The organism is Aequorivita echinoideorum, assembly GCF_018476645.1.
Taxonomy (GTDB): domain Bacteria; phylum Bacteroidota; class Bacteroidia; order Flavobacteriales; family Flavobacteriaceae; genus Aequorivita; species Aequorivita echinoideorum.
The window spans coordinates 131,996-146,905 of record NZ_JAHCTB010000006.1 but is presented as its reverse complement, the minus strand read 5'-3'; the positions used below and the strand labels follow the sequence as shown (position 1 = coordinate 146,905).

Sequence of the window (14,910 nt, the reverse complement as noted above, 5' to 3'; positions counted from 1 at the left end):
ATTCCATTGTTCCTGTCCGCTACGCTTAAATAATATGAAACGGTAACTGTGGCCGGGTTTATTGTGTTCAATATCTCCGGTTCCTTGGAGGTAAGGTCAAAATCCTCTGTGCCGTCCTGGTCGTTATCGCACAGTATGTAGTCCGTAATAGGCGAGGTTATGGCCGGTGCCGGAATAACCTCTATCGTGAATGTTGCAATAGTGAAGCAACCGGTAGCATTGTCCTCCAGTCTGGTATAGATGGTGGTAGGCCCTCCGGAAGCCGTGTAGAGCGTGGGCAATTGTCCGGTGGTTCCGCCTTCCGCCAATATCTGTGTCAGATAGAAAGTGGTGGTAACGCCCGCTTGGCCGTTCTCGATCTCTGCTCCGGGCACGCTCAGGTCGAACTGCGCTGAACCGTTTCCGGAATCACAAAGTTCCAGGTCTGTAGGGGTTCCCGCCACCGGATTTGGGTTCACTATAAGGTCAAATTCAGTGGTCGTGAAGCATCCTCCGGCAGAGACTATGCGCACGTAGATGGTCTGTGAGTTGCTTGTGTTCGTGTACAAGAGCGGCAATGTGGTACCGGCGCCCGATGTAGCGTCCGCCGGGTTGTCGTAGAACGTAACGGTGCCAGTCGTATTGATCTCGGTTACCTTCGTGTTGAGGTCAAACTGTGTAAATCCGTCCGCGGTCTGGTCATCGCAAAGCTCATAGTCGGTAGGGGTGGTAAACGCGATCGCTGGCTCAAGACCTATAACAAACTGCCCATCGCTGAAGCAGGCGGTTGGATCGTTTGATGTAACCCTGAAATATATTGTCTGCCCGGCGCTGTTGAATGCGTTTGGAGTGGCAATGGCTATTCCATTGTTCCTGTCCGCTACGCTTAAATAATATGAAACGGTAACTGTGGCCGGGTTTATTGTGTTCAATATCTCCGGTTCCTTGGAGGTAAGGTCAAAATCCTCTGTGCCGTCCTGGTCGTTATCGCACAGTATGTAGTCCGTAATAGGCGAGGTTATGGCCGGTGCCGGAATAACCTCTATCGTGAATGTTGCAATAGTGAAGCAACCGGTAGCATTGTCCTCCAGTCTGGTATAGATGGTGGTAGGCCCTCCGGAAGCCGTGTAGAGCGTGGGCAATTGTCCGGTGGTTCCGCCTTCCGCCAATATCTGTGTCAGATAGAAAGTGGTGGTAACGCCCGCTTGGCCGTTCTCGATCTCTGCTCCGGGCACGCTCAGGTCGAACTGCGCTGAACCGTTTCCGGAATCACAAAGTTCCAGGTCTGTAGGGGTTCCCGCCACCGGATTTGGGTTCACTATAAGGTCAAATTCAGTGGTCGTGAAGCATCCTCCGGCAGAGACTATGCGCACGTAGATGGTCTGTGAGTTGCTTGTGTTCGTGTACAAGAGCGGCAATGTGGTACCGGCGCCAGATGTAGCGTCCGCCGGGTTGTTGTAGAACGTAACGGTGCCAGTCGTATTGATCTCGGTTACCTTCGTGTTGAGGTCAAACTGTGTAAATCCGTCCGCGGTCTGGTCATCGCAAAGCTCATAGTCGGTAGGGGTGGTAAACGTGATCGCTGGCTCAAGACCTATAACAAACTGCCCGTCGCTGAAGCATCCGGAACCGTCATTATAAGTTACTCGGAAATATATTGTCTGCCCGCCGCTGTTGAATGCGTTTGGAGTGGCAATTGCAATTCCATTGTTCCTGTCCGCTACGCTCACATGGTATGTAATATCTACTGTATTCGGTGGAATTGTTCCTAATATCTCATTTTCTTTCGAGGTTAAATCAAATATTTCGGTACCATCTTGGTTTATATCACATAGCAAATAATCTGTTATGGGAGAGGTTATAGGAGGCGCGCCTACTATTTCAATCATAAAAGGTATTATGGTGAAACAACCCGTTATGTCATTTTCTAATCGTATATATATAGTCGTTGGTCCACCTGAATGTGTATAAAGAACGGGAAGTTGATTTGCGGGTAAACCACCTTCGGCATTGGCTTGAGTCAAATAAAAACTAACAGATAAATCTGTTTGTCCATTAATTGCTTGCGCACCGGGAATACTGAAGTCAAATTGGGCAGAGCCAGCACCGCATCTCGCCATATCGTCAACCGGTCCCGCTATAGGGTTCGGATTTACAATCAAGTCAAATTCTTCCGTAATTGAACAGCCATTAGCATCTTCAATACGCACATAAACTGTTTCAGGGTTAATTGTGTTTGTATATAATAAGGGCAAGGGAGTTCCTACCCCTGTATCAGCACTGGTTTGATTATCATAAAAAGTAATTGTACTACCAGGACTGTTGATTTCGGTAACTTTTGAATTTAGGTCAAATTGTGTGAAACCATCTGCTGTAGTCTGATCGTCGCATAGCTCATAATCCGTTGGAGGAGTATAAACGATATCAGGGAAAATTATTAAATCGAATGATGTAATAGTAAAGCAACCATCAGGTCCTTCAACGCGAACATAAATTCGTATTGGCGAAATTGCTGGCGGCACGTTTACTGTATACGTTAGAGGGTTTGTAATTGGACTTTGCTCAAGTTGTGCATTATTTAAAGATGTGTAGAAAACATACGTATAATCGGTTGGCACCGCTAGATTTGCCAATAACTCTGTCTCCACATCATTTAAATTAAATGTGTAACTTGTGGTTAAGGGGTCTGGACACTGGGTTAGGGGAGTGATATTAGGATACGCTGGAACATCTGGCGCAATACCTGCAAAAAGTTCAAGGGGCACAATATCATAGCAATCATCTGGATAGGGAGCCGCAACACCTAATCCCGCCCAGTCAAAATCTAATCTTGCAAAAACAGTTTGTGTATTGATTGTGGTATTTTGATAGGCTGTGGGCGTGGCAATTTGCGGTCCTCCGTTTTGGGCTTGTAATAGCGTTTCATAGAAAGTAACTATTAGATTTCCAAATGGAGCAGCAGGTCCAGGATATCTAGATATTATCTCAGATTCGCGAGAAGTAAGGTCAAAGGTTGCAAAACCGGTACTTGTTGTACCACAAACCGTAAGTGGTGTGGGACATTCGGCCACAGGGCATACCTTGAAGCCATTTAAATCAGCATCCAAATCATAATTAATGGCAGTTCCGCAGTTGATTTGGTATTCTGCAGTAGCTTGGAATGAGAAATAGCCAAATAGCGGTACTGTAATATCGCTTTGGTCAATTTCAAAACAAAAACCAGATCCTCCGCCCGAGGGCTGTATTGCTGTAGAATTTCCTACATTATTTCCATTTTGAAAAATATTCATTTGTAACGGACCAGGGGAAATACCGTTGCCAGTGGCACTTACCGGCGCTGTTAAGTCACCACAGACGTCAAAAGGGAATAATGGATTTAATACTGGTGCAAGAGGGTCACATTCCGCAGGTGCGGGATTATCAATAAGAGAGCAAGCTCTATAATCTTCCCCGGTGACAGCCGTTGTGGAATTTAACGCCAAGTATCCAAACGATGAATTTGAACACACATTTGGTCCATCATCGCCCACTTGAAAATTATCTACATATGCATAAGCCCAATGACCGCTTAGGTTACAATCCCCTAAAATAATTTCAGCTGTAACCCTTTGGCCTTGAAGCTCAATTGTATTTACTTTCAAACATGACCAGTCTGTATAAACAAGGGGTTGTCCATTAAAGGTAGTTGATCTAAATATACAGTTTCCTGGATCTGAAGTTACGCATCTTTCACTAAAAAGATTATTATTTTCATCAAAAATATTTATTTTTAAGAAAGGTTGATCCTCTTTAACATGTCCACTTGGATTTTGCAATATCATTGAAAAATCAAAGGTCATAACCTCCCCCGCTATAAATTGTTTTTTCATTGCAACTAATTCCGATCCAGAGCCAAATCCCGTTTCCGTGTTGTTTATTCTGTAAGCATTATTAGTACAAGCTACGAATGGACTAGTTCTAGGATGGTTCGGGATTCCCGCTGCAGCTAAATTTGGGTCATTTCCTGGTGTGGAAGGTACTACAGCTGCTGAGGTAAAAACATTTGGAGCACCAATTGTAGCAGGACCAGTTATATTATTTTCATTACAGGAATCGTGTAAATTACCACTTGTAATTACTCGCCTGTTAAAAGTAAATCCTGTTTCATTTTTAATACACGAACAAACTCGTTCTGTAGCCATAATTACCAACGGCTCACTTTCGCAACCACTAACTGTTTGTGTAACTTGATAGGTGGTACCATCTGTTAGTGGGGTGTTAGCAGGGATAGGAGTTGTACCGGTTGCATCGTAAAATGTGAGATTGGTGCCACATATATTAAGATCGCTAAGTCTATCATCATCTTCAGTAATACCAACACTCAACCAGGTTGCTGCAGTACAGAAAAGAGCATTGCTATCACCTATTGGCGCATCCACAGCATACTCTACAATCACAGGAAGAATATCTGGACAGCTTGGGTCATTAAATCCCGCATAATAGGTCTGTCCACCCACGACAACTGTAGTTTCTGGAATAATTGTAGTTCCGCCTGCATCGCTATACCAGGTAATATTGCCGCCGGGTACGCCTAATCCAGCCAACGTAGTAGTTGTATTGTAGCAAAGATCATCATATATAAAGGATCCTGTAAGTAAAGTAAATTGTTGTGTACCTCTTGGGCAAACGCCAGCTGCTATCTGGGTAGGTAATGTGCTAACTGTATAAACGTATTCACGATCAGCAACAGCATTACCAAAATACAATGTGGAAAAACCAGTTGGAAATGCAAAATGACTAAGTGTTAAAGCCGCATCAATATATAAAGGGTTTCCTACGGGCGTCCATCGAGCCGTCTTTGGATTATTATTTATATCCAATACATCTATTTGAATAGGTCCATTTGGATCTACTAAAAACACATTATTCCCCAAATCTATACAGGATTGCGGATTTACATTAAAATGCAGGGATTGAAGATATACCGTTATTGGCACTAAATTGCTCTCAGTACATCCTGCCAGAGTATCCGTATTACTTACATAATATGTTGTACCGCTAATAATTGTTGTAGTTCCAGGAATTACGTTGGTGCCTGCCGGATCACTATACCATGTTAAGGTACCCGAAGCGGTAACTGTCAAGTTATTTAATGTCTGCACTGAACCAGTACAGAAATACTGCACATCATTGGCAATGGGATCTGGACATTGTTGACCATAAAAAATAAATGGAAAAAATGTTAGAAAAATTAGTAGAGTAACTTTTTTCATAATACAATAATATTAATGTGCACTATAGATATATTAAATAAAAAATTTACAGGAATGCGCTGAGCAATCTGTAAAGCATTCAAAATATTGAGGTTAGATTGATTATTGTTTGCTTTGTCGTATTAGATTTATATAAACTTACAAATTATCTTTCATTAAACAAATGTTTATTTAATGCTAAAAACTTGTTAAATGTTGCCAAATATAACGAAATTAAATTGGTATGGTATATTCCGAAGTTGTTAAAATTCTGATTTAATCTATGAATCTTGTTCACGTAATTTAAATCAATATTTATTAAAAAAATCTTTTAACAATTATGTTTCAAGATGTATTTTTTTAAATAGCCCCTTTTAGAATACATTGAAACTGATTAATTTTCAAATACAAAATATGTGGTTTTGGTAAATAATTTGGAATAATAGTTTACATATATAATACAACTTAATCTTCGAAACATTTATATTTTATTCAGCAAAAACCATTGTAGGGCTAAAATAGTTTTAGCGTCTTTAAATTGGCTAAGCCTAGTTTTTATTTCTGAAATATTAATCTTCACTAATTGAATATCTTCATTCTCAGTAGACAATCCGCCGCCTTCTCCAGTTTTATCTTGTTTTGATACTTCAGCGTAAAAAAGAAATGCACGCTCGGTGGATGCTCCGGGTGAATTATAAAAAATGCTGATTTGCTTCGGATTTTCTATAGCATAACCCAATTCCTCCATCACTTCACGTTTTACACAATCTTCAGGGTTTTCGTTTTTTTCCAAAGAACCAGCGGGAATTTCCAGCAACCAACCACTATTGTTTTTACAAGTTGGATACCTGAATTGGTTGGTTAACAGAATGCTGTTGCTTTCTTTTTCAAAGAGTAAAATTGCGACTGAATCTCCCCGTTCAAAAGCCAGTTTGTTTGTTTCGATTGATTTTCCGCTAAACGTTTCATATTCTACTTCAGCTTTAATCATTTTATAATGATCGTCAAAAACAGTTTTTTCGCTCTTTATTGTGTATTTCATCATGGAGTTTTTTGCTAAAATAAAAAGCCCCGATTTAGAATCGAGGCATTTTTTAAATTGTTTACTAAAATAATTACTGGCCAATCAAGAATCTTTTAATAGTTACAAGATTATCTTTTGAGATTTTCATGAAATAAGTTCCCGCTTGTAATTGTGAAACATTGAATTCAAGATTTAAAAAAATTCACAACACGCGGATATTAACGTAAACAAGAATTACGAATAATGTTCATTTTACTAAAACAAAAAACCCGGCCTAGCGCCGGGTTTTTTATTTGTTATATTTCATAATTAACCTAAAAAAGGATAGCGATAATCTGTTGGCGAAACAAAAGTCTCTTTCACCATTCTTGGTGATATCCACCTGTAAAGATTTAATTTGCTTCCTGCTTTATCGTTAGTTCCGCTGGCGCGGGCTCCACCAAATGGTTGTTGTCCCACTACGGCCCCTGTGGGTTTGTCATTAATATAGAAATTTCCGGCAGCATTTTCCAATGCTTTTACGGCCTCATCGAGCGCATATCTATCTTCACTGAAAACCGCACCGGTGAGCGCATAGATTCCCGTTTCATCTACAAGTTTTAGGGTTTCATTCCAATTCTTATCCTTAAATACGTAAATGGTAACCACTGGGCCAAATAGTTCCGTGCTCATCGTTTTGTAATTGGGGTCTTCAGTAACGATAACCGTGGGTTCTATAAAATAACCCTTGCTCTTATCATAATTTCCTCCTACGATTATTTTAGCTTTTTTATCTTTTTTGGCTTGATCTATATAGCTTGCAAGTTTATCAAAAGAACCCTCATGGATTACGGCCGTAATAAAATTTTCCATATTTTCCGGCGAACCCATTTTGAATGAATTTATATCTGCTACCAAATCATTTTCAACGGCATCCCAAATACTTTCTGAAATATAACATCTGCTGGCAGCACTACATTTCTGACCTTGAAATTCAAATGCTCCACGGGCGATTGCTGTTGCAACTTGTTTGGGATTGGCGGTTTTGTGCGCAACAATAAAATCCTTACCGCCTGTTTCTCCCACAATTCTGGGGTATGTTTTATAGTTATGGATATTATTTCCTATTTTCTGCCAAATATCCTTGAATACCGTTGTGGAACCCGTGAAGTGAATTCCACTAAAGTCTGGGCTTGCCAAAACGGTATCGGTAATCATTACCGGATCACCCATCACCATGTTAATAACCCCGGCTGGCACACCAGCTTCGCGGAAAATATCCAGAATTACTTTAGCAGAATACACTTGGCTATCACTTGGCTTCCAAACCACCACATTACCCATCAGTGCTGCGCTCGTGGGCAAATTGCCCGCAATGGCTGTAAAATTGAACGGTGTAATGGCATAAACAAAACCTTCCAATGGTCTGTACTCAATACGGTTCCAAGCAGCGGAGGTGGATTCGGGTTGTTCAGCATAAATCTCAGTCATATATTGAACATTGAACCTCAAAAAGTCGATCAATTCGCAGGCCGAGTCAATTTCAGCCTGGTAAATATTCTTTGACTGCCCGAGCATAGTTGCTGCATTGATTTTTGCACGGTATGGCCCGGCAATCAGTTCGGCAGCGCGAAGAAAAATTCCCGCACGCTGTTCCCATGGCATTATGGCCCAATTTTTTCTAGCCTCAAGCGAAGTTGAAATTGCTTCCTCAATATTTTTTTTGGAAGCTTTGTGAAACGTACCCAATGTATGCTTGTGCTCATGTGGTGGTGACATTGTAGCAGTGTCTCCCGTTTTCACTTCTTCCCCATTTATAAACAGAGGTACTTCCACAGTACTGTCATACATTTTTTTGTACATGTCCAGCACTTCCTTGCGTTCCGGAGAGCCCGGAGCGTAATTTTTAACTGGCTCATTTATAGCAATTGGTACCTCAAAAAATCCGTTTCCCATAATATATTTTGTCTTTTATGATTGTGAAGATCGCAAAGTTACAAAATTGGATACACCCATCCTTGAAATTCCGTAATAGTTGTTCGTGCCTGATTATTGTGAGGATTTTGTTCTTAATAGCTTATTGAATCGTAATTTTGTACTATTAATTTTATAAAATGTGTACCGTAACCTTCGTCCCAAAATCAAATAGTGATTTTATTCTTACATCCAATCGCGATGAAGCGCCCGGCCGCGAAACCATTCCGCCAAAAATATATATCGAAAACGGCTTACAACTTCTTTATCCAAAAGATGCGCTCGCGGGCGGAAGTTGGATAGGCGCAAGCGAACGCAAGCGAGTTGCCTGTTTAATGAATGGCGGATTTGAAGCGCACGTTCGCAAAGCAAATTACCGAAAGAGCAGGGGACTGGTACTAACAGATTTTCTGAAAGTCAATAGTTTAATATCAGCTGTTGCGGATTATAATTTTACGGAAATTGAACCTTTTACTTGCATTTTTATAGATTATAATGTTGAAATAAAACTTTATCAATTGGTGTGGGACGGTGCAATTCCCCATTTTACTGAAAAACCCTTGATTTCCCATATTTGGTCTTCCTCACCTCTGTATCCGAAAAATTTGAGGGAGAAACGCGAGGCTTGGTTTTCAGAATTTTTGATTCATAATAATACACCTTCAGAAAATGAATTATTGTCTTTTCACAACAATGCCGGTGATGGTGATTTACATAGCAATTTGCGTATGGACCGTGGCTTTGTAAAGAGTAAAAGTATCACCCAAATTATTAAATCTGAAGACGTAATTTCGATGCAGTATTTCGATTTGCAATCAGAAAGAAAAAACGAAATAGTAAATCTTTCCTAAGATTTATAAAACAATAAAAATTCAAAAGAATCCAAAAAATCAATTTATTGAAAAGGGCGCACTAAGATTGAATAGCGGAATGGAAACCCTAAATTTTCGTGTAGTGGCAAAGTTTACCATATTGTAATGCCCGCGCATTGCGCCGAATGGGGAGACTAAAAGGCAACCGCTGGTATATGAATGTCTTTCTCCTGGTAATAAAATAGGCTTCTGCCCAATAACGCCATCACCCTCAACAATTTCAGTGTAATTGAGGGAATCCTTTATTTTCCAATAACGAGAGGTGAGCTGCACGGTATCCTTGCTTTGATTTTCTATGGTTATGGTGTACGCAAAGGCATACTGGATTCTCCGGCCCTTGTAAAAGGTGCCGTCAAATTCAGTTTTTACTGAAATTTTAATCCCTTGTGTAACCTGTTGAACCATATGTCAATAAATTGCGGCAGTCACTAAAAAGAATAAAAACGCCGCAAATGTTGCGCTTATAGAAAATATTATTGATAAAAATACAAATTTTAAAATTGTTATAAAACGCTTTTGATTGTAAAAATTTCGAAGCGCTTTGTAGAAATATAAGGGTCCCACAAGCAAAAGTAACAATCCGGTAAAGAAACTGGAATCCATAAATAATTCTGGAATAGTACAGATTATCATTCCCAGAAACAGAAAGCTGAATATGTGGAATATAAAGATTACGTGCGCGGCATATCCCGATTTTGTACGATAGTAGAGTAGCGCAAAGAATAGTGCATAAAAAGGAGTAAAAAAGAATAGAAAAAAGGGTGTTTTGGCAAGCATGTAATTTATGAAACTGGATGGGTCGTTTTTAATGCGCTCAACCACATCATTTTCGCCATAAATAAATCGGTTCATTTGGGTATTGGGATGACCAATACTGTCCAGAGCTTTTACAGAACTTTGGATTCCCGTTTGTTTGTAAAACTTGTTATAGGCTTCAAAGCGCTCAAAAATTTCTTCAGCCATTCCCATTTTTCTGAATGTGGAATCTGGAGCAACTTTTTCGACTTCTGTAAAATCCTCCTCATTTTCATTGCCTAGGGCCGTCTTTAAATTGACGAGATTGTTTTTCGTATCGGTATCAAAGGTGTTTATGATTCCCTGTAAAATGAAGAAAATAATGGAGACGCTTAAAAAGAAACGGAACGGATTTGCGTATTTGGTTCGTTGTCCATCGATGTAGTTGCGTGTAATAACACCCGGTCTGAAAAGGAGTGTTTGTATGGTGTTGCGCAAACGCGAATCGTAAACAACAATGCTGTTTACAAATTCAGCAATAAAATCTGAAAAAGTTATGGGTTTGTTGCTATTCAGCTGTGAGCAATAAGGGCAATATACATCACTGATATCTAGCGGTTGATTGCAATTAAGACATTTGTTCCCTCGGTATTTTAGAGATTTTCTGCCGCTTTCAAAATTCTTTCCCCTTCTCTTTTTCATCAACAAAAAATGGATTGGTTATATTTTAAGTTGAATGCGCTAAGTCTGAATCAATAACTGGTGATGTTTGTAGAATTTGCAGAGCCCATCCCGATAAGTCTATCGTAGCGTGCACCTAAATCGCGGAAATATACCAAAACTGTATAATCATTCTCAGTTTCCCAAAAATCACCACTAACCGCACCGCCGTCTATAGAACCATCACGATTTACGAGCACATATTTGTAATTGTAAAAACCTTGCTTGAACAATCGTGCGTTTTGATAGGTGTCGGTTTCCGAATTATACTTCATATAAGTGCTTCCGTCAATCGTCCAATTGTTGAAATTTCCATACAAATGAAGTTCTTTATCCCCAATGTCGTCAAAATACTGAAGGTTAAAATGCATCCGCACATATTCTGCCTCAATGTCTGGCCGCGGGGAATCTATATTCCTAACAACAAAATTTCCGTTGATGTCTGGATTGTAAGTATAAGGCCTATCATACCGCGCGCCGTCTGTAAAAAGAAAATTTTCATACACATCAGAAAGTTGGATATTGCGGATTCCATTGGTTGCCGAACGTTCATCTTTGTTGTCAAAAGACAAAAATTCGTTTCCACCGCCAAAGGACGCTTCTTTATCATATCTGTAAATAAGCTCATTTCCAATGGTGTATTGTGGTATCAAATTGTTTATTGCAGTCTTAAGATTGCTATTTTGCAATACCAATGTCTTTACGGTTTGTTTTGGATTTACCAGTAAAAGTCCAGGAGAATTTATTGAAAATTGTACAACTTGCCTCGTGTTTATGTATTTCAAATCCCGCGAACGTTTTATCTCAACCCCCACGCTCGCAATATTTTCCATAACCATAAATTTTCTTGTGAAAATTACATCACCACCGCTATTATGGATTGTAAGCAGATAGTTGCCGCTTCGCTGAATTGCACGCGTCTCTCTATTGGGGATTGTCAACGTATAATGGGAAAATATCTGCAGCGTATTTACCGAATTTTCGTAGGTTTCAATGCGAACGTCGTCAAAACCATCCAGATATTCACTCTTGGAAAGATCGCTTCGGGACCAATCAAAATTATGGTGTGTAATCACGTAATAAAAATCATCTTCTTGGCCGTTGAGCGCATCAAAGGAAAGCTGAAGTCTTTCGCCCAGGCGGATTATTGGCAACTGACTTTGTTCGGTAATACCCGTAAACTGAATGGTGCTAATGTAAGATGGTTCCACGATTTCATTTAATTGTGCAAAAGCGGAAATTGCAGAAATCGAAAATAGGAGCGTGGCTAGCGTTTTTTTGATCATGATGAGAATTTAAAAAAAGCTAAGATAAACAAATTTTATGCCTTGAATGAATGCTCAATTTCAAATACGTTATTTCTGAAATTTCTTCTAAATATTTCCTCTATTGGGATGCCATTTTCAATTTGCTAAAGGTGTGAAGGCATCTCTTCTTTCAAAATTTCTTCTGGTAAAATGATATATTATAAATTTTTTGTCTCCTATATCGACTGTATGCCGATAGTATATCGACCCTATGCCGATTTCTTGCCGATCGTTATATATGGAAAATGTATGGAATATGCTTTGATGCTATAAGCTAAAATATAGAATATTCAGGGCTTTAATCATTATAATGCAATTAGAAATAATGGTCTTATTTAAAATGATTTTAAAGAAGAATTCGGAACTCTTTTAACATAGAAAATTATAGGCATTTATTGCGCATTGGAATATTAAATTTATAAATTTGCACTCCCTATTTCCATACCCATATTTTAAGTGAATCGAAACAGGGTTTAAAAGACATTATTAATACCCAATATTTTATGTCCAAAGACATTAAGATTAAAAGAGGTCTCACCATTAAATTGAAAGGCGAAGCAGAGAAAACACTTTCCAGCGCACCTCGTTCCAGAACCTTCGCTATAAGGCCTTCAGAATTTCATCTTGTTAAGCCAAAAATGGTTTTAAAAGAAGGTGAAAAGGTAAAAGCAGGGGAAACCCTTTTTTATTCAAAGGATAATGAGGCTATCAAATTTGTTTCTCCCGTAAGCGGAACCCTTACCAAGATAGAACGGGGCGCAAAGCGCGTGATAGTTCAATTGACCATTGAGGCGGATGCGCAAGACGATTTTAAGGAATTTGGTCCATTGAATTCCGGTTCCTCCAACCCTGTTGAAATTAAAGCCCGGTTATTGGAGAGTGGTTGCTGGCCATTTATAATGCAGCGTCCGTACGCCATTATTGCTGACCCCGAAGATGAACCAAGGGACATTTTCATCTCTGGTGTTTCTACTGCGCCTTTGGCAAATGATCTTGATTTTTCGTTGAAGGGAAAAGAACAGCAGCTGCAATCAGCAGTTACTGCATTGAGCAAACTTACAAAAGGTAGCCTTCACGTGGGTGTTGGCAAAGGCGAATCACCATTCAAAGGTTTGAAAGATATTGTTCTTCATACAGTCTCTGGTCCACATCCCGCAGGAAATGTGGGAACCCAAATAAATAAAATTGCACCTGTAAATAAAAATGAAGTAGTATGGACTGTAGCGCCACAAGATCTTGTGATTATTGGTGATATGCTACTTACGGGAAAGTTTAATGCTGAAAGGACCATCGCTTTAGTTGGATCGTCAGTTAAAACGCCTAAATATTATAAAACTAAAATTGGTGCTGAGGTATCAACTTTCTTATATGATTCGGGCCTTGATGAAGAGAATGTGCGTGTGATCAACGGCGATGTGCTTACGGGCTATAAAACTTCTCCTAAAGGTTTCATGGGTTTTTATAACAATACGGTAAGCGTTATTCCAGAAGGGGATGATTACGAATTGTTTGGTTGGAACAAACCCGTTTTCGATAAAATATCCACCTCCAGGGCGCTTACATTTTCATGGTTGACACCGAATAAAAAGTTTGAGCTCGATACCAATACAAATGGAGAACACCGTGCATTCGTAGTAACCGGAAATTACGAGGAAGTTTTTCCGTTGGATATGTATCCGCTTCAAATGCTCAAGGCTTGTATGGTAAAGGATTTGGATGCTATGGAAGCTTTGGGAATGTATGAGGTTGCTCCAGAGGATTTTTCGCTCACCGAATTTATTTGCGTAAGCAAGCAGCCACACCAGCAAATTATTAGAAACGGTCTGGATTTAATGTATAAAGAAATAGGATAATTATTCATTTTGAAAAAATGGAAAATGCGTAGTATATGGGATTGAAACAAAATTTACATAAGCTAAAGGAAAAGTACAAGGGAACCAAGATGGCTCCGGCATTTAACGCATTGCATACTTTTCTGTATACCCCAAATGAAACTACCCACAGCGGTTCTCACGTTCGTGTGGTAGATGATTTGAAGCGAACTATGAATACGGTTATCATGGCTCTTGTGCCGTGTCTATTGTTTGGGATTTTTAATGCAGGATATCAGCACTATGCGGCAATCGATAATTCCTTGCGACTTGACCCCGTTGCGAATTTCTTCACTATGGATAATTTTTTAATGGGATGCATTACCGTACTCCCATTAGTAATTGTTTCGTACGGTGTGGGTCTTCTGGTTGAATTCATATTCGCCATTATTAAAAAACACGAGGTAGAGGAAGGTTATCTGGTAACCGGAATGTTGGTACCATTGATTGTTCCCGTTGATATACCCCTGTGGATGCTTGCGGTTGCGGTAATCTTTGGTGTTGTTATTGGAAAAGAAGTTTTTGGTGGTACTGGAATGAATATTCTAAATCCTGCGCTTACTATTCGTGCATTTTTATTCTTCGCATATCCTACGTGGATGAGTGGCGATAAGGTCTGGGTGCATGGTGCAAAGGAAATGGCAGCACAACCGGATGCAATTTCAGGTGAAACTATTCTTGGTAGCCTAGCGCAGAACAGCGAACCTATTTACAGTACCTGGGATATGTTTTGGGGCTTCATACCGGGCTCTGTAGGTGAGACGTCCACATTTTTGATTTTAATTGGTGCCTTGTTCTTGATTTTCACTAAAATTGGAAGCTGGAGAATTATACTTTCCACGGTATTGGGAGCTATCGCTATGGGCCTAATATTTAATGGTGTAGTAAACGCCGGATGGATAGGCGAAGGAAGCAAATTCTATGGGTTGATGAGCGAAACGTGGTGGCATCACCTTATAATTGGAGGTTTTGCTTTTGGTGCGGTATATATGGCTACGGATCCTGTTACGGCTTCACAAACAAATAAAGGAAAATGGATTTACGGTTTCCTTATAGGATTTTTGGGAATTATGATCCGTGTATTCAATCCTGCATATCCCGAAGGTATTATGCTGGCAATCCTCTTAATGAATGTGTTTGCGCCCACAATCGACCATTATGTGGTACAAGGAAACATAAAGAGAAGAATGAAACGATTTAAAGTTAAAACTGCTTAAT

The 14,910-nt window shown here is 39.7% G+C and carries 10 protein-coding genes; 3 read left to right on the top strand and 7 right to left on the bottom strand.

Annotated elements, in window-relative coordinates; translation table 11 throughout:
* The 4 genes from KIV10_RS13235 to pruA all read right to left on the bottom strand — a co-directional run.
* Positions 1-5,231, bottom strand: a 5,231-nt coding sequence (locus tag KIV10_RS13235; protein WP_214114507.1) for an Ig-like domain-containing protein, incomplete at its 3' end; no start/stop codon positions are given.
* A gap of 460 nt (positions 5,232-5,691) precedes the next feature.
* Positions 5,692-6,252 (bottom strand): NUDIX domain-containing protein, encoded by a 561-nt coding sequence (locus tag KIV10_RS13230; RefSeq protein ID WP_214114505.1) that lies wholly within the window; start codon positions 6,250-6,252, stop codon positions 5,692-5,694.
* A 73-nt stretch (positions 6,253-6,325) separates the two neighbouring features.
* Positions 6,326-6,436, bottom strand: coding sequence for a T9SS type A sorting domain-containing protein (locus KIV10_RS13965; RefSeq protein ID WP_214114522.1), 111 nt, complete (start codon positions 6,434-6,436; stop codon positions 6,326-6,328).
* Positions 6,437-6,543: 107 nt separating this feature from the next.
* On the bottom strand, positions 6,544-8,169 hold the full coding sequence (gene pruA / locus KIV10_RS13220; RefSeq protein ID WP_214114503.1) for an L-glutamate gamma-semialdehyde dehydrogenase: 1,626 nt from the start codon (positions 8,167-8,169) through the stop codon (positions 6,544-6,546).
* Between the two features lie 158 nt (positions 8,170-8,327).
* On the opposite strand from pruA, the gene KIV10_RS13215 reads away from it, so the two are divergent.
* Positions 8,328-9,038 carry an NRDE family protein gene (locus KIV10_RS13215; protein WP_214114501.1) on the top strand — a complete coding sequence of 237 codons (711 nt, stop codon included), beginning with the start codon at positions 8,328-8,330 and terminating at the stop codon, positions 9,036-9,038.
* Positions 9,039-9,077: 39 nt separating this feature from the next.
* On the opposite strand, the gene apaG is transcribed toward KIV10_RS13215, so the two are convergent.
* The 3 genes from apaG to KIV10_RS13200 are packed head-to-tail and all read right to left on the bottom strand — an operon-like array spanning position 9,078 to position 11,800.
* Entirely contained in the window at positions 9,078-9,464 is a 387-nt protein-coding gene (apaG, locus tag KIV10_RS13210) for a Co2+/Mg2+ efflux protein ApaG (RefSeq protein WP_214114499.1), read from the bottom strand.
* A 3-nt stretch (positions 9,465-9,467) separates the two neighbouring features.
* Entirely contained in the window at positions 9,468-10,496 is a 1,029-nt protein-coding gene (locus tag KIV10_RS13205; RefSeq protein ID WP_214114497.1) for a DUF3667 domain-containing protein, read from the bottom strand.
* 50 nt (positions 10,497-10,546) lie between these two features.
* Positions 10,547-11,800: a type IX secretion system plug protein gene (locus KIV10_RS13200; RefSeq protein WP_214114495.1), complete on the bottom strand. Its 1,254-nt coding sequence runs from the start codon at positions 11,798-11,800 to the stop codon at positions 10,547-10,549.
* A 524-nt stretch (positions 11,801-12,324) separates the two neighbouring features.
* Between KIV10_RS13200 and KIV10_RS13195 the strand changes: the two genes are divergently transcribed.
* Positions 12,325-13,674 (top strand): Na(+)-translocating NADH-quinone reductase subunit A, encoded by a 1,350-nt coding sequence (locus tag KIV10_RS13195; protein WP_214114493.1) that lies wholly within the window; start codon positions 12,325-12,327, stop codon positions 13,672-13,674.
* A gap of 35 nt (positions 13,675-13,709) precedes the next feature.
* A complete protein-coding gene (locus KIV10_RS13190; protein ID WP_214114491.1) occupies positions 13,710-14,909 on the top strand; it encodes an NADH:ubiquinone reductase (Na(+)-transporting) subunit B in 1,200 nt (399 codons plus the stop codon).
* Position 14,910 lies beyond the last annotated feature (1 nt).